At 57.9% G+C, this 17,070-nt stretch carries 14 protein-coding genes; all 14 read left to right on the top strand.

From position 1 onward, the window contains the following. Window positions 1–2: 2 nt before the first annotated feature. The 14 genes from leuD (at window position 3) to CLR77_RS15360 (ending at window position 16,945) form a co-directional block, all read left to right on the top strand. Window positions 3–644: a 3-isopropylmalate dehydratase small subunit gene (leuD, locus tag CLR77_RS15425; protein WP_097461581.1), complete on the top strand. Its 642-nt coding sequence runs from the start codon at window positions 3–5 to the stop codon at window positions 642–644. A gap of 66 nt (window positions 645–710) precedes the next feature. Continuing rightward, on the top strand, window positions 711–1,790 hold the full coding sequence (gene leuB, locus CLR77_RS15420) for a 3-isopropylmalate dehydrogenase (RefSeq protein ID WP_097461580.1): 1,080 nt from the start codon (window positions 711–713) through the stop codon (window positions 1,788–1,790). An 81-nt stretch (window positions 1,791–1,871) separates the two neighbouring features. Continuing rightward, window positions 1,872–2,987 (top strand): aspartate-semialdehyde dehydrogenase, encoded by a 1,116-nt coding sequence (asd, locus tag CLR77_RS15415; RefSeq protein ID WP_097461579.1) that lies wholly within the window; start codon window positions 1,872–1,874, stop codon window positions 2,985–2,987. Between the two features lie 391 nt (window positions 2,988–3,378). Beyond that, window positions 3,379–6,666 (top strand): FimV/HubP family polar landmark protein, encoded by a 3,288-nt coding sequence (locus tag CLR77_RS15410; protein ID WP_097461578.1) that lies wholly within the window; start codon window positions 3,379–3,381, stop codon window positions 6,664–6,666. A gap of 52 nt (window positions 6,667–6,718) precedes the next feature. Further along, the gene (gene truA, locus CLR77_RS15405; protein WP_097461577.1) at window positions 6,719–7,579 is read left to right on the top strand and encodes a tRNA pseudouridine(38-40) synthase TruA; all 861 of its coding nucleotides are present in this window, start codon (window positions 6,719–6,721) and stop codon (window positions 7,577–7,579) included. A 26-nt stretch (window positions 7,580–7,605) separates the two neighbouring features. Then, window positions 7,606–8,232, top strand: coding sequence for a phosphoribosylanthranilate isomerase (locus CLR77_RS15400; RefSeq protein WP_097461576.1), 627 nt, complete (start codon window positions 7,606–7,608; stop codon window positions 8,230–8,232). A 4-nt stretch (window positions 8,233–8,236) separates the two neighbouring features. Continuing rightward, window positions 8,237–9,433 carry a tryptophan synthase subunit beta gene (gene trpB, locus CLR77_RS15395; protein ID WP_227519975.1) on the top strand — a complete coding sequence of 399 codons (1,197 nt, stop codon included), beginning with the start codon at window positions 8,237–8,239 and terminating at the stop codon, window positions 9,431–9,433. A gap of 9 nt (window positions 9,434–9,442) precedes the next feature. Continuing rightward, window positions 9,443–10,255, top strand: coding sequence for a tryptophan synthase subunit alpha (gene trpA / locus CLR77_RS15390; RefSeq protein ID WP_097461574.1), 813 nt, complete (start codon window positions 9,443–9,445; stop codon window positions 10,253–10,255). Between the two features lie 45 nt (window positions 10,256–10,300). Continuing rightward, window positions 10,301–11,212: an acetyl-CoA carboxylase, carboxyltransferase subunit beta gene (gene accD, locus CLR77_RS15385; RefSeq protein WP_097461573.1), complete on the top strand. Its 912-nt coding sequence runs from the start codon at window positions 10,301–10,303 to the stop codon at window positions 11,210–11,212. Continuing rightward, window positions 11,190–12,479: a bifunctional tetrahydrofolate synthase/dihydrofolate synthase gene (gene folC / locus CLR77_RS15380; protein WP_097461572.1), complete on the top strand. Its 1,290-nt coding sequence runs from the start codon at window positions 11,190–11,192 to the stop codon at window positions 12,477–12,479. Before accD ends, folC begins: the two co-directional genes overlap by 23 nt. A gap of 193 nt (window positions 12,480–12,672) precedes the next feature. After that, a complete protein-coding gene (locus tag CLR77_RS15375) occupies window positions 12,673–13,404 on the top strand; it encodes an SPOR domain-containing protein (protein ID WP_198962793.1) in 732 nt (243 codons plus the stop codon). Window positions 13,405–13,519: 115 nt separating this feature from the next. Beyond that, a complete protein-coding gene (locus CLR77_RS15370; protein WP_097461571.1) occupies window positions 13,520–14,065 on the top strand; it encodes a CvpA family protein in 546 nt (181 codons plus the stop codon). A 135-nt stretch (window positions 14,066–14,200) separates the two neighbouring features. Further along, window positions 14,201–15,721 (top strand): amidophosphoribosyltransferase, encoded by a 1,521-nt coding sequence (purF, locus tag CLR77_RS15365; protein WP_097461570.1) that lies wholly within the window; start codon window positions 14,201–14,203, stop codon window positions 15,719–15,721. 6 nt (window positions 15,722–15,727) lie between these two features. Beyond that, window positions 15,728–16,945: an O-succinylhomoserine sulfhydrylase gene (locus CLR77_RS15360; protein WP_097461569.1), complete on the top strand. Its 1,218-nt coding sequence runs from the start codon at window positions 15,728–15,730 to the stop codon at window positions 16,943–16,945. Window positions 16,946–17,070 lie beyond the last annotated feature (125 nt).

Genomic DNA, 17,070 nt, shown 5'->3' with positions numbered 1-17,070 from the left:
CCATGAGAGCATTCGTTACACACACCGGTATTGTGGCGCCGATGGACCGTGCCAATGTCGACACCGACATGATCATTCCCAAGCAGTTCCTGAAGTCCATCAAGCGAACCGGTTTTGGCCCGAACCTGTTCGACGAGCTGCGTTATCTCGACGAAGGCAAGCCGGATCAGGACAGTAGTCAGCGTCCTCTCAACCCGGACTTTATGCTGAATCAGGATCGCTACCGTAATGCGAGCATCCTGCTGGCCCGTCGCAATTTTGGCTGTGGCTCAAGCCGTGAGCATGCGCCCTGGGCGCTGGAAGACTACGGTTTCCGCGCCATCATTGCGCCCAGCTTTGCCGATATTTTCTATAACAACTGCTTTAAGAATGGACTGTTACCTATTGTTTTGGATGAAAAGTCCATCGACAAACTGTTCCAGGAAACCTTTGATGAAGAAGGTTTCCAACTGGCTATCGACCTGGAGGCGCAAACGGTTACCACGCCGTCTGGTGAGACGTTTGCGTTCGAGGTCGACGGTTTCCGCAAGCATTGCCTGCTGAAAGGTCTGGATGATATCGGGCTCACGCTGGAAGATGCGGATGCCATCAAGGCTTACGAAGCGCAGCGCAGGCAGGTATCGCCTTGGCTGTTTGGTGGCTGAGACGTTATGACGGTTGCAGTGGCGCGCTGTAGAGGCGTTTGACGTTTTCAAGAAGGGATCAGGTAAATGAGTAAGAAAGTATTGTTGTTGCCGGGTGACGGTATCGGGCCGGAGATTGTGACGGAAGCGGAGAAAATCCTGCGCAAGGTCAACGAGCAGTTCAGTCTCGGACTGACCTTTGACCAAGCCCTGGTTGGTGGTGCGGCTATCGATGCCACCGGCATCCCCCTGCCGGAAGAAACCCTGGAAAAGGCAAAACAGTCCGATGCCATTCTGCTCGGTGCTGTGGGCGGTCCGAAGTGGGATAAGCTGGAGATGGCCAGGCGCCCGGAGAAGGGGCTCCTGGGATTGCGTTCCAATCTGCAGCTTTTCGCCAACCTGCGCCCGGCGATCCTTTATCCGCAACTGGCCGCAGCCTCCTCGCTCAAGCCGGAGGTCGTCTCCGGTTTGGATATCCTGATCGTGCGCGAGCTCACCGGCGGCATCTACTTCGGCCAGCCACGTGGCGTGCGTGATCTGGAGAACGGTGAGCGCCAGGGCTTCAACACCTATGTCTACAGCGAGTCCGAGATCAGGCGCATCGGCCGTGTCGCATTCGAGGCGGCGCAGCAGCGCAACGGCAAACTGTGTTCGGTGGACAAGGCGAATGTACTGGAAGTCACCGTACTGTGGCGGGAAATCATGGACGAATTGGCGAAGGAATATCCTGACGTCGAACTCTCCCATATGTACGTTGATAATGCCGCCATGCAGCTGGTGCGCGCGCCCAAGCAGTTCGACGTCCTTGTGACCGGCAATATGTTTGGTGATATCCTGTCTGATGAAGCCGCCATGCTGACGGGTTCGATCGGCATGCTGCCATCTGCATCGTTGAATGCTGAAAAGCAGGGTATGTATGAGCCATGTCATGGTTCTGCGCCCGACATTGCAGGACAGGGGATTGCCAATCCGTTGGCGACCATTCTGTCTGCTGCGATGATGTTACGATACAGCCTTCAGGCCGATGCAGCCGCCCTGGCGATCGAGACGGCGGTCAGCCAGGTTCTCGACCAGGGATTGCGTACCGCTGACATCTACGCCGAAGGCTGCGAGCGCGTCACGACGCAGCAGATGGGCGAGGCGGTTCTTGCGGCGCTTGGCGCCTGATTGGCGGATATTTCCGCGGGCACACATTCATCCGATCCCCGGAGGGGGTCGGCTTAACGAGAGGTTCAAAGGTCGCCCATTATGAAGCGAGTTGGACTGGTAGGTTGGCGAGGCATGGTGGGCTCAGTCCTCATGCAGCGCATGCAGGAAGAAAACGATTTTGCCGCCATCGAGCCGGTATTCTTTTCCACATCCCAGGCCGGTGGTGCCGCGCCCGATGTCGGGAAATCCGTGCCGGTGCTGCAGGATGCTTTCGATCTCAATGCCCTGTCGGACATGGAGGTCATTGTTACCTGTCAGGGCGGTGACTACACGAACGACGTCTATCCGAAACTGCGGGAGTCCGGTTGGCAGGGTTACTGGATCGACGCCGCCTCGGCGTTGCGCATGGAAAAGGATGCGACCATTATCCTTGATCCGGTCAATCGTCATGTGATCGATAGGGCACTGGATACCGGCAAGAAGGATTTCATTGGCGGCAACTGTACGGTCAGCCTGATGTTGATGGCGATCGGCGGTCTGTTTGAGCAGAATCTGGTGGAATGGGTCTCGCCGATGACCTATCAGGCGGCCTCCGGCGCCGGTGCGCAGAACATGCGCGAACTCATTCGGCAGATGGGGGCGTTGCACGACAGCGTCGACAGTCTGTTACAGGATCCGGCATCGGCGATTCTGGATATCGATCGCAAGGTATCGGAAACCATGCGTTCCGGCGAATTCCCGACCGATCACTTTGGGGCTGCGTTGGCTGGCAGCCTGATTCCCTGGATCGACAAACAGATGGCGAGCGGGCAAAGTCGTGAAGAGTGGAAGGCTCAGGCTGAAACCAACAAGATTCTCGGTCTTGACGCCAATCCCATCCCCATCGATGGTCTTTGTGTTCGTATCGGTGCTATGCGCAGCCACAGCCAGGCCCTGACTCTCAAGCTGCGTCAGGATGTGCCTGTTTCCGACCTTGAGCAGATCATGGCTGGCGCCAATGACTGGGTCAAAGTGGTGCCAAACGATCGCGAGATGTCGATCAGCGAACTCAGTCCTGCCAAGGTGACCGGTACGTTGAGCGTGCCGGTAGGCCGTATCCGCAAACTGAATATGGGACCGCAGTTCGTTTCCGCCTTTACCGTGGGCGACCAGTTGCTCTGGGGTGCTGCGGAGCCACTGCGCCGTATGTTGCGCATTCTCGGCGAGCGCGGTTGACGGACAGTTCCATTCGTTGGTGAAGGAATGCGAGGAGGGCGGTAGCTGCAAGGCACCGCCCTTTTTGTTGTAGATATTTTTCCTTTTGGTGACGAAATTTTGCCGACCACTTGTCGAGTGGTCAAAAACGCGGGTCACTGCGTCATGAAATCGCCGGAATAGCCGCATCAGAACTGGTCTCAAGCGCCGCGACAGTGGTTTCCGTCACGCTCCTGAAGTGATCTTGCAGCCAGCGAGGCTGATTTATTGATAAAAGAGGGTTTATCAACAATACTTTCGCTTGAATTGTAACGTCGTCTGCGTGCATCGGCCCACATCCAAAAGGCCGACCTCGTCCGAGTCTTTTGCTGACGAACCCTATTTTGATTACGGAGACTGGTAAGGAACTAGCATGAAGGTACGCAAGCTTGCGATTGCTCTGGCGCTGGTGGGAAGCCTCGGCGCGGAGATGGCTCAGGCCATAGGGCTGGGAGATGTGAATCTTGATTCGCATCTGAATGAGCCGCTTCGGGCTGAGATCAATCTCGTCAACGTCGGCAATCTTTCAACAGACCAGATCGCCGTAAGCCTGGCGCCGCAAGAGGATTTTGCGCGTGCCGGCATTCACCGGTCCTATGACCTGTCGAATCTCAATTTCAAGATTGTGCGTGGCAAGAACGGCCAGTTGGTGGTTGATGTCTCCACCAAAAATGCGGTTCGCGAACCCTATATGGATTTCCTGGTGCAGTTGGTTTGGCCGAAAGGCCGGCTGCTCCGCGAATATACGCTGCTGATCGACCCCCCCACTTATAATGAGGGCGCTGCCCAGCCGGTTGCCGCCGCTGCGTCTTCGACGCCAGCAGCGCAGGCTGCACCGCAACCCACGCAGGCAGCAGAGCCGTCGGCAGCTCCCGCTCAATCGGGCGCTATGGCGCCTGCAGGACCGCGCACTTACGGTCCCACCAAGGCCAGCGATACGCTGTGGCAGATTGCGGCACGTTTCAAGCCTTCCCGGGCGACGACACAGCAAATGATGCTGGCGATTCAGGACCGGAATCCGGATGCTTTCCTGGATCACAATATCAATTTGATGAAAAAGGGTGTCGTACTTCGCTTGCCGACACCTGATCAGGTGACATCGCGAACGGCGCATCAGGCCGTCCGTGAGGTCATTGCCCAGAACCGTTCCTTTAAGGCTTCGCGGACGCCGATTGACGCGACGTCCACCAAGACTACAGCGAGCACCTCCTCAACCTCGGAGCCAGCCAGCCAGGATAAGTTGCGTCTGTCGGTTGCCCCGAGCGCCAAGCAGAGTAAGGAAGGTTCGCATGGTGGCGGTATTGGCGGTGAGGGCGAAGGCTCCATCCAGGATCGGTTGGCGCTGTCCCAGGAACAGTTGGATAAGGCCAAGCGGGATAATGCAGAGCTGAATAGCCGCTTGCAGGATCTGCAGGACCAGGTCAAAACCCTCAACCGGCTGGTACAGCTGAAGAGTGATCAGTTGTCCGCGCTGCAGAACGAGTCCCAGAAACGTGAGGAGAGCGCTCCGGCCACCACAAGTGCTGCTCCGGTAACGGCGACCCCTCAGGCCACGCCAACGCCTGCTCCGGCAGCGACCCCGGAAGCCGGTCAATCCTCGCCAGAGGCACAGCCTAAAGCTGCTCAGCCAGGCATGACTGAGCAGAAGCCGGAGGCGGCTCAAACAACCTCGACTCCGGCTGCTACGGCGCAAGTCCAATCAACGCCTGCGGAAACGGCCCCGGCGCCCAAGCCAATGGCTGAGCCGGTGAAACCCGCAACAGCGCCTACGGTGAAGCCTGAGATCAAGACCCAGCCAGAGCCGGCAGCGAAACCCGGCTTCCCGGCCGATATTCTGAATGAGCTGAAAAATAATCCGCTTTACCAGATTGGGGCAGGTGGTGCTGGTGTTTTGTTGTTGTTGGCGCTATTGGCGTTGGCGCGTCGTAACGCCAAGCGGGAACAAAATTTCCAGGAACAATTGCGTAGCGCTGAAGAAGACGGCGACGACACCATCGAGATGCCAGGTTTCGACGGTGATTCTGGCGACGGCGAAGCTGACGATATGCCCCGTGGCGAGTCGGAAGATCCGTTGTCGGAGGCCGATGTTTATATCGCATACGGTCGTCTGGATCAGGCTGCTCACCTTCTGGAAGACGCCATTTCCGGTGAACCAAGCCGTAGCGACCTGCGCCTGAAACTGCTTGAGGTCTATGCCGAGTCCAGCAACCGCGAGGCGTTCGACAAGCAGTTCCGTGAACTTGAAGCATTGGATGATACCGAGGCTCTCGCGAGCGCAGAAGCGCTGCGTGACCGGCTGCAGGAAGCCGAGGAGATGCCGAGTATCGATGATCTTGAGAGCGAGCTGAAAACCGGCAGCGCTCAGGAGTCGACCGATTTCGGTGCGTTCCTGGAGAAGGAAGAGGCTGAGCAGGAGGCTGCCGAACCTGAAGAGTCTTCCATTGACTCGGTTAGTGAGGTTTTGCCGGAAAGTGAAGAGGAAGATCTGGGCATAGCGTGGGATCTCTCCGATGAAGAGCCTGCGCAGCTTGAGGAAGAAACGCCTGAGGCAGAAGAAAAGCCGGCGAAGGAAGAGGCTGACTTCGGGTCAATTGACTTCGATCTGGGTAATCTCGAACTTGAAGATAAAGCCGAGGCGGGGCAGGAGTCAGTCGTCCCGGAAGCTATTGAGCCAGGCTCAGAGGAGGTTGAAGAGGAACCGCTCGACTTCTCCCTGGAGACCGTGGAAGAAGAAAGTGGTGACATCGAACCGTTGATGTCTGAGGGTGAACTTGAGGACCTGGCAAACGAGTCCTTCGAGGAAAGCCCGACAGCTGAAAGCGGAGAGACTCCGGAGGAGCAGGAGCCTCTGGCGTTCACGTCCGATACCGCCACGCCGGCAGAGGAAGTGCTGGATGAGTCCTTCCTGGATGAACTGGACGCGGAGCTGGAAAAAGTTACTGGTGATACCGGTGCTGCCGATACCGAGGAAGAAGCCTTTATTCCTGCCGTTGAACCTGAGGCTGGTCTGACGAAAGAGGAAGAGAGTGCAGTCGAGGAAGCGCCTTCACTTGAAGAACCCTCCGCAGAGCTGACCTCCGAAGACCTGACTTCTGAAACGGAACTGCCGTCCTTTGAAGAAACCGTTGCGGCGGAAGAAGACGATACCCTGGACGGGCTGGAACTGGACGTTTCTGACGATGACCTTGCGGTTCTCGAAGAAGCGGCGGGTGACGAACTGGATGATCTCGATCTCCCTGACTTCGGCGAAGAAGTCGATCTTGGCGAGTCGGATGAGCCTGAACTGGGCGGCGGAGAAGACGTCCTCGATGTCGACCTCGACGAGCCTGAAGCCGACTTGTCGAAGGAAGCCGAAGAGCTTTCTGATGCAGAGTGGGACCAGCTCGAAGAGAGCGATTTCGCGCTGACTGACGAAGACCTCGACGCTGCTGCCGGCGCTGCTGATTCCGAGTCGTTGGGCGAAGAACTGCCAGAACCGGATGACGAGGATTTCGATTTCCTCGCCGGTACCGATGAAGCGGCCACCAAGTTGGATCTGGCTCGGGCCTATATCGAGATGGGTGACAGCGATGGCGCCCGCGACATTCTTGAGGAAGTTTCCCTCGAGGGTAACGACGAGCAGAAGAAGGAAGCGCAGGATCTGCTTAAAAACCTCAAATGAGGCGCTATAATGCGACCCCTTGAAGGGATCGGGGTATAGCGCATTGCTTGAAATGACGCCAGAACTCACGACCAGCATCGATATCGGTGCTGGTCGTGTCATTTTAACGGTCGAGTACGACGGCCATCGCTTCCATGGCTGGCAGTACCAGAAGATGGGGATTCCCTCCGTTGAGGCTGCCCTGCTGAAGGCCGTCTCGAAAGTGGCCGACGAAACGGTGGACCTTGTCTGTGCCGGCCGCACTGATGCCCAGGTGCATGCCAGTCATCAGGTCGTTCATTTCGAAACCCGGGCACTTCGTTCGTTGCGTTCCTGGGTCATGGGCATAAACAGTGCATTGCCGGACGAAGTCTGTGTCCATTGGGCCGGTAATGCCCGTGACGACTTTCACGCCCGTTTCAGTGCCGTAGCCAGACGTTATCGTTATGTGATCTTCAATCACCCAGTGAGGCCGGGACTGCTGCGTCATAATGTGACCTGGCAATATCGCCCCCTGGATGTGGAGGCGATGCGCAAGGCCTCGCGTTGCCTCGTAGGGGAGCATGACTTTACCTCCTTCCGTGCGACCGGCTGTCAGGCGAAGTCGCCGGTGCGGCGGGTGGAGTTTTTGAATATCGAGCGCTTTGGCCATTACATCGTGATCGATATTCAGGCCAATGCCTTTCTGCATCACATGGTTCGTAACATCGCGGGCAGCCTCATGGCGGTGGGGACTGGCCATCGACCGGTCGATTGGGTCGAGCAGGCACTTCAGTCCAGGGATCGGCGGGCTGGCGGTGTAACCGCACCGCCCTATGGGTTATATCTCGTGGATGTGATATACCCGGAGCAATACGGATTACCGGCGACACGGCCGGGGCCGGCTTTCCTGCAGCCGCTCTTCGACGGCGGAATCGCGGGTCAGCGCGGCTAACGGGAAATCAAAAACGGTTTTAGGACATGACGCGTATAAAAATCTGCGGGATTACCCGGCAGGAAGATGCCCAGGCGGCAGTCGACGCCGGGGCCGATGCGATCGGCTTTGTCTTTTATGCGCCCAGTCCGCGAGCAATTGCTATCGATCGGGCGTGGGATATTGTTCGAGGCCTTCCGCCGTTCGTGAGCAGTGTGGGGCTCTTTGTGAACGCCGAGCCGGATTGGGTGAGGGAGGTGCTGGCGACCGTTCCTCTCGACCTTCTCCAATTCCATGGCGACGAAACGCCGGACTATTGCTCGCAGTTTGGCCGACCCTGGATGAAGGCAATCCGGGTTCGGAGCAGTAACGATATTGAAAGGGCATTCTCCGTCTTCGCCGAAGCGCGTGGACTATTGGTCGATGCCTTTGACCCGGCCTTGTACGGCGGGACGGGACGCGCCTTCGACTGGAGCCTGATTCCCCGGCAGCGGCCTTTGCCGCTTGTGTTGGCCGGTGGTCTGGACTCTGTTAACGTAGCCGACGCAATACGTCAGGTGCGACCCTGGGCCGTAGACGTCAGCGGCGGCGTCGAGAGTGCGAAGGGCATCAAGAGTGCCGAAAAAATTCGAGCCTTTATTAACGAGGTGCGCAGTGTCGGTAAAACTGACTGAAGAAATGTTGAAAGCCCTGCCGGATGACCGGGGGCATTTTGGTAACTATGGCGGCCGCTTTGTCTCCGAGACGCTATTCGATTCGCTGTTGCAGCTTGAAAGAGAATACGAGCGTCTCAAGAACGCCCCGGAATTTACGGAGCGCTTTGACCGCGATCTGGCCGATTATGTGGGACGTCCCAGTCCTCTTTACTTTGCTGAGCGCCTGACCCGCGAAACCGGCGGCGCCCAGATCTGGCTGAAGCGGGAAGACCTCAATCACACCGGTGCCCACAAGGTGAATAACACCATCGGTCAGGCGCTGCTGGCGCATTTCCTCGGAAAGCCCCGGGTCATCGCTGAAACCGGCGCCGGTCAGCACGGAGTAGCAACGGCGACCGTGGCCGCGCGTTTGGGACTGAAGTGCAAGGTCTTTATGGGTTCTGAGGACATCAAGCGGCAGTCGCTCAACGTCTATCGCATGAAGCTACTTGGGGCTGAAGTCCAATCTGTCGACAGCGGCACCAAAACGCTGAAAGATGCCATGAACGAAGCCATGCGCGACTGGGTCACCAATGTCGACGATACCTTCTACATCATTGGCACGGTGGCGGGGCCCCACCCGTATCCCATGCTGGTCCGCGACTTCCAGTCCGTCATCGGCCGTGAGACGCGTCGCCAGAGCCTGGAGAAAGTCGGTCGTCTGCCCGATGCGATTGTCGCTTGTGTGGGGGGTGGGTCCAATGCCATGGGCATTTTCTACCCGTTCCTGGGTGACGAGGCGGTTGAGCTGTATGGCGTCGAAGCCGGCGGCCTGGGGCTGGCGACCGGCCAGCACGCAGCGCCGCTCAGCGCAGGTCGCCCTGGCGTTCTGCACGGCAACCGGACCTACCTGATGGAAGACGACGATGGTCAGATCTCGGCGACGCACTCCATTTCGGCCGGTCTCGATTATCCGGGAGTGGGTCCGGAGCATGCCTGGTTGAAAGATATCGGGCGTGCCAATTATGTATCGGTGACGGATGATGAGGCGCTGGATGCCTTTCGCCGCCTGACACTTGTCGAAGGCATCATGCCGGCGCTGGAATCGAGCCATGCGGTGGCATACGGCGTGAAACTGGCCGGTGAGATGGACAAGGATCAGATGGTGGTTATCAATGTTTCCGGTCGCGGCGACAAGGATATTCATACGATCGCCGAACGCGATGGCATTACGATTTGAGGATCTGGCATGAGCCGAATTGAAGCGACACTCAGTCAACTGCGTCGTCAGGGACGCAAGGCGTTGATTCCCTATATCACCGCCGGCGATCCCCAGCCGGGGGAAACCGTCCGGATCATGCAGACGCTGGTCGCCGCCGGTGCCGATATTATCGAACTCGGCGTGCCGTTTTCCGACCCGATGGCAGACGGTCCCGTTATTCAGTTGGCCTGTGAGCGGGCGCTCAGGCACCATGTGTCACTGCGCAATGTCCTGGAGATGGTTCGCGAATTTCGTCAGCAGGATACGCAGACTCCCATTGTCCTGATGGGTTATCTGAACCCGGTTGAGGCGCTGGGCTATGAGACATTTGCCGAGATGGCCGCTGATGCCGGTGTCGACGGCGTCCTGACCGTGGATCTGCCGCCGGAAGAAGCGGATACGCTGGTGCCCTTGCTTAAGGCGAGGAACCTGGACGTTATTTTCCTTCTGGCGCCGACCACGACGGATGACCGTATCCGCAGGATCAGCCAACATTGTTCCGGCTACGTCTATTATGTTTCGCTGAAAGGCGTCACCGGTTCCGCCCAGTTGGATGCAACCGAAGTTGCACAAAAAGTTGCGCATATTCATGAGATTACGGCGTTGCCGGTTGGTGTCGGGTTTGGTATTCGCGATGCCCGGTCGGCAGGTATGATCGGCCGGGTATCCGATGGTGTAATTGTCGGCAGCGTGCTGGTTGATACGATTGCTCGATATCAGGATAAACCGGAGGCGCTGCATCTGGCGCTTTCCGATATTCTGCGCCCCATGCGTGAAGCGTTGGACGAACTCGCTTCCTGAGGCACAGTAACCTAAATCGGGACAACTTGAGCAGGTAAAGACCCCATGAGTAGCTGGCTGGACAAGATTATGCCGAGCATGATCCGCTCGGAAACCCATCAGCGGACGACGGTGCCAGAAGGCCTGTGGAAGAAATGCCCCAAATGCAATGCGTTCCTCTATCGGCCTGAACTGGAAAAGAACCAGGACGTCTGCCCCAAGTGTCAGCATCACTTGCGCATATCGGCACGGCGACGCCTGGACATTTTCCTGGATCCCGAAGAGCGCCATGAAATCGGAACCGAGCTGGAGCCAACCGACCGGCTCAAGTTCAAGGATTCCAAGCGCTATAAGGATCGCCTGTCCCAGGCACAGAAAGCCAGTGGTGAAAAGGATGCCCTGGTAGCGATGTCGGGCAAGGTTCGGGGCATCCCGGTTGTGGCCTGCGCCTTCGAATTCAACTTCATGGGCGGCTCCATGGGTGCCGTGGTGGGGGAGAAGTTCGTGCAGGGCGTAAACATTGCGCTGGAGCGGGGGATACCGCTGGTCTGTTTCTCTGCAAGCGGCGGCGCCCGTATGCAGGAAGCGATTATTTCGTTGATGCAGATGGCCAAGACGTCCGCGGCGCTCGAGCGTATGAAGCAGCGTGGGCTGCCTTACATCTCCGTGATGACGGACCCCGTCTTCGGAGGCGTGTCTGCGAGTCTGGCCATGCTGGGTGACTTGAATATCGCCGAACCTTTCGCGCTGATCGGTTTTGCGGGCCCCCGTGTCATTGAACAGACGGTTCGGGAGACCCTGCCTAAGGGCTTCCAGCGCAGCGAATTCCTGCTGGAGCATGGCGCTATCGACATGATTCTGCATCGGGGCGAAATGCGCCGACGTATTGCCTCTCTGCTGGCAAAAATGCAGAATCTCCCGGCCCTGGAACCTGCGCCGGAAGACGAAATTGTCGATGTCGACGAAGAAGAAGCCTGATGTTGGGGCCAGCCTGGACGACTGGCTTGCCTATCTCGAAAGTATTCATCCGCAAGCGATGGATCTTGGCCTGGATCGTGTGATCCAGGTCTACCGAAAGCTCCTCCCCAAAGGGTTGCCTTCCCAAGTGATTATTGTGGGGGGTACCAATGGCAAGGGTTCGACGGTTGCGGCTCTGGACTGGTTGTTGCGCCAGCAGGGGAAACGTACGGCCGCCTATACCTCTCCCCATCTTCACCGATACAACGAGCGAGTCCGACTTTCTGGCGAAGAGGTTGACGATCAGACGCTGATCGAAGCCTTCGAAGCCGTTGAGGCAGCCCGCGGTCGTACCTCTTTGACGTATTTCGAGTTTGGCACGTTGGCTGCGCTCTGGGTGTTTTGCCGGGCGGCTCCGGACGTGGTGATTCTTGAAGTCGGTTTGGGGGGCCGTTTGGATGCGGTCAACGTTGTGGACCCGGATGTGGCCGTTATCACTTGCGTGGATATCGATCACGCTGACTGGCTGGGTTCTGATCGGGAAACGATTGGGTACGAAAAGGCCGGCATCCTGCGTGCACGGCGCCCTGCAGTCTACGGTGAGTTGAATCCCCCGGACTCGGTGTTGCAGCAGGCGAATGCCCAGAAGGTTGACCTGTATGTCCGGGGGCGCGATTTCGGCCCGAAGCCTGAGGGTGGAGAGGCATTCCGCGTTGGTATTCGCTATCGGGGCGAGGAGCGCACGCTGGATGTGCCGGAGTCCGCGATTCCACGAGACAGTGTGATCACTGCTTTGCAGGCGCTGGCCTTGCTTGACCTCGACCCATTGGCCCTCGATGTTACGGGTCTTTGCCGCGAACTGCGTATCCCCGGGCGCTTTGAAAGCCTTTCCGAGTCTCCCCGGATCCTGGTGGATGTGGGGCACAATCCCCATGCCGCCCGCTGGTTGCGGGATCGACTCGCCAACCGCGGGGAGTTGCGGCCGGTGACCGCGGTCTATGCCTGCCTTTCCGATAAGGACTGTGTCGGTGTTGTGCAGGCTCTGGCCCCCGAGATCAGCCACTGGTATCTGGCCGGTCTGGATGTGCCACGCGGACTGTCCGCCGAGGCATTGTCCTCGCGTCTGGCGGAAGCCGGGGTGAGTATCCCGGTGGCGGCCGCGACGGAATCGGTGGGCGAGGCTCTGGATCAGGCCGTTTCCCATCTGGAGTCTGGTGGAACAGTGCTGGTTTTCGGTTCCTTTTTCACGGTTGCGGAGGCGCGTGAGCACCTGAAACGGTCGGAATAGGCCTTCTCTGACCGGTAGTTGTCGCCGGGAATCAATCCCCTTTGAACTTCCCGGGCTCACCGCGGTACTATCCCACACCAATGTCATAACCTGACCTGGGTAACTTCTGGGGCCGTTCGATCGCTAATCGAACGGGTTCTCCGGGAGTGAATAGGCATTCCTTATCCGATAGCGAATCAAGCGAGGTTGTCCTGTGGACGGACTGAAACAACGGATTATTGGTGCGCTGGTACTGATCTGTCTGGCCATTATTTTTGTTCCGATGCTGTTCGATGAGCCTCATAACAAACAGACGACGAAGACCATCGAGATCCCGAACAAGCCACAGTACCCGGTGATGACCATCGAACAGCCGACAAAACCGGCAACGCCTGGTGCAGACACGAGTGCACCGGTGGTTCAGGATAACGCCTCCGCATCGGCTGATCAGTCCGGTACGGCGCCGACGACATCTGCCAATACAGTGACGTCCACTGATAATACAGCGACAGCCACCGATAATAGTGATGTTACGACTCCGGCACAGACCCCTACAGCCGATACGCCGGCAGCCGCCACTACCGCACCTGCCGCCGCCCCGTCGACACCGGCTCCGGCGCCAACACCTGCGCCCAAGGCTCAGCCGGCGCCGGTCACCACCCAGGCTGCACAGCCGACACAGAAACCCGAGTTCAGCCAGAGCCTGAAAGGGGCCTGGGTCGTGCAGTTAGGTAGTTTTGGCGACACGAAAAATGCCCAGAGACTGCGGGATTCTGTCAGGGCCAAAGGGTATCCCGCGTATCTGCAAACCGCGCATACCGGCAGTAAAGCCCTGACCCGGGTGTTTTCCGGTCCCTTCGTCCAGAAAGCTGATGCGGACGCCGCGAAAATCAAGCTGGACAAGGCTTTCAAAATCAAAAGCCTGGTGATGGCCGGCGACAAGTGATCCGGAGTAGGGGTCTGCAGACCTATTTCGGATTATCCTGACGCGGGTCAAGGCTTTGGCGTGAGGTCGATTCCTGCTAGAATTCGGGCTCACGCTGAAGCACTCAAGGCAGCTCATGAAGGCACTGATCTGGATTGACTGGGTCATTATCGCCGTTATCGGTTTTTCGACCCTGGTCAGTCTTATGCGAGGCTTCGTCCGGGAAGCGCTTTCACTGGTGACCTGGGTGGCCGCCTTTATCGTCGCCCGCACCTTTCACCCCCATTTACAGGCTCTGCTTGAAGGCAGTATCCAGTCGCCCTTGGTGCGGCTGATAACAGCGTTTGCCATTTTGTTTATTGCAACGCTGATTGTCGGGGCTGTGGTCAATAACCTGGTGAGCAAGCTGGTCCATGTGACCGGTCTTACGTCGACCGACCGAGTGCTGGGTATGGGCTTTGGACTGCTGCGGGGCGTGATCGTCGTCGTGGTGGCCATTGCTATTCTGCGTTATACCCCCATGTCACAGCAGTCCTGGTGGCGACAGTCGATTATGGTCGACAAGCTGGGGATGGTGGAGCAGTGGTCACGGCGAGTGCTCGGCGACCAGATTCAGCAGATTTCCGGGCCTCACGCGTCTGGTGCCATGCAAAAAGTTGGCGCCGCGCCACAGAGTTCCTGAAACGGTCCGATGGATCGTCGCAATAGGGATGACATCCTGTCAGCCAGGCTGGCTGAAGAAGTTTCAAGGCGGTTCGGGTCGAGACCTGGACGGCCAAACTGAGTTTCGGGTTTTTTGAGGGGAACGAGACAGCGCATGTGTGGAATCGTAGGTATTGTCGGCACATCCAATGTGAATCAGGCGCTGTATGATGCGCTGACGGTCTTGCAGCACCGTGGCCAGGATGCCGCTGGTATGGTGACGTTCCAGGATGAGCGTTTCTTCCTGCGCAAGGACAATGGCCTGGTGCGGGATGTGTTCCGGACCCGCCACATGAAGCGCCTGGTCGGTAATGTCGGTATCGGTCACGTCCGTTATCCGACGGCAGGTACCTCCAGTTCCGCGGAAGCGCAGCCCTTTTATGTGAACAGCCCCTATGGGATCACGCTGGCTCACAACGGTAACCTGACCAATGCGGACGAGCTCAGTCGTGACTTGTTCCGTACCGATCTGCGCCATATCAATACCAATTCCGATTCTGAGGTGCTCCTTAACGTATTTGCCCACGAGCTGCAAAAGTTAGGCAAGCTGCATCCGAGCAAGGAAGACATCTTCTCTGCCGTGAGAGCGGTGCATCGGCGCTGCCGTGGAGCCTATGCGGTTATCGCCATGATCACCGGCTACGGTATCGTCGGCTTCCGCGACCCCTACGGTATTCGTCCGATCTGTTACGGAGAGCGCGATACGCCGGACGGTAAGGAATATATGATTGCCTCCGAGAGTGTGGCGCTGAGCGCGTTGGGCTTTCGCCTGGTTCGGGACATCGCGCCCGGCGAGGCGGTCTATATCGAGACTGACCACAAGCTCTATACCCAGCAGTGCGCCGAAAATCCCAGTCTCCACCCCTGCATTTTCGAGCACGTCTATTTTGCCCGTCCGGACTCGATCATCGATCAAGTTTCCGTATATAAGGCCCGCCTCCGTATGGGGGAAACCCTGGCCGAGAAGATTCTGCGCGAGCGTCCTGAGCACGATATCGATGTGGTCGTACCGATTCCGGACACCAGTCGGACCTCGGCACTGCAGATGGCGAACCGCCTGGGCGTCAAATTCCGCGAAGGCTTTATCAAGAATCGCTATATCGGCCGCACCTTTATCATGCCCGGACAGAAATTGCGCAAGAAGTCCGTGCGCCAGAAGCTCAACCCGATCGACCTCGAATTCAGGGGCAAGAACGTGTTGCTGGTCGACGATTCGATCGTGCGCGGTACGACCTGTAAGGAAATCGTGCAAATGGCGCGGGATGCCGGCGCCAACAAGGTCTATTTCGCCTCTGCTGCGCCGCCCGTGCGTTTCCCCAATGTTTACGGGATCGACATGCCTGCGGCCAGCGAACTGATCGCCCATAACCGGACGATCGAGGAAATTCGCGAGCAAATTGGTGCGGACTGGCTGGTCTACCAGGATCTGGAAGACCTGGTTATGTGTGCTCACGAGGTTAATCCCGCCATCGAAAGTTTCGAGTGTTCAGTGTTCGATGGACACTACATCACGGGCGATATTACCAGTGAGTTCCTTAACCGGCTGGAGACGCTGCGTAACGATGCCAACAAATCAAACAAAAATCCGGAGCTGCTGGCCGACAACGGCATTCTGGATTTGCACAATGACGAGTAACCGACGATGAGCAAGCTAGTCGAACGTCATGGCTGGGTGCCGGAATCCGACCTGGACGGCGTATCGCTGGATACCCTGGCGATCCGCGCTGGTCACCATCGCACCCTGGAGCTCGAGCATTCAGAACCCCTGTTTCCGACGTCGAGTTTCGTCTACGGAACGGCGGCACAGGCGGCAGCCCGTTTTGCCGGCGATGAGCCGGGTAATATCTATTCCCGCTTTACCAATCCTACCGTTGCCGCTTTCGAAGAGCGGATTGCCGCACTGGAAGGTGGAGAACGGGCCGTTGCCACAGCTTCCGGGATGGCCGCAATTCTCGCGACCTGTATGGCGCTGTTGAAGAGTGGCGATCATGTCGTCTGCTCGCGTAGCGTCTTCGGCACCACCAATGTGGTGTTCGGCAGATATATGGAGAAGTTCGGTGTTCGCACCACCTTTGTCGATCTGACCGATCAGGCTCAATGGGAACAGGCAGTCATGCCTGATACCAGGATGCTGTTTCTGGAAACGCCGTCCAACCCGCTGTGTGAAGTGGCCGATATTCAGGTTATTGCCGAGATCGCCCATCGTCAGGGGGCGCTCCTGGTCGTGGACAACTGTTTCTGTACACCGATTCTGCAGCGTCCGCTGGATTTTGGGGCCGATGTCGTTGTCCACTCCGGCACCAAATACATTGACGGGCAGGGCCGTTGTGTCGGCGGTGTGGTGGTAGGCTCCAATACGGTGATGCAGGAGGTATTCGGCTTCCTGCGCTCTGCAGGCCCGACGCTGAGCCCCTTCAATGCCTGGGTTTTCCTCAAGGGGTTGGAAACCCTGCCGTTGCGCATGCGTGCGCACAGTGAGCAATCCCTGACGCTGGCGCGCTGGTTGAGTGAGCAACCCGCCATCGAAACGGTTTTCCATGCCGGCCTGGAAACGCATCCCCAACACGCGTTGGCTAAACGCCAGCAGAAGGGGTTTGGTGGGATGCTTTCGTTCAAGGTGCGCGGTGGACGGGAAGAAGCCTGGAAGTTGATTGACGGAACCCGCATTGTGTCGATTACCGCGAACCTCGGCGATGTCAAGACCACGATCACGCATCCGGCGACCACTACGCACGGCAGACTGTCTCCAGAGGACAAGGCGCGAGCGGGTATTACCGAGAACCTGGTTCGGGTGTCGGTGGGCCTTGAGGATATCGAGGACCTGAAGGCTGATCTGGCGCGCGGTCTGGCGGCCATCTGAGTTGTTCGGGACGGCGTCGGTGAATGTCTTAAGCTCGTTTGCTATATAAAACATAAAAATAGGGCTATATTTTAAGGTGAACTGTCAGGCGGAATCGGCGCGTCAAATTGCCTGACAGTGGCCGG

The organism is Mangrovitalea sediminis (genome assembly GCF_002514725.1).
GTDB lineage: Bacteria > Pseudomonadota > Gammaproteobacteria > Pseudomonadales > Oleiphilaceae > Mangrovitalea > Mangrovitalea sediminis.
This window is presented reverse-complemented; position numbering and strand designations above follow the sequence as displayed.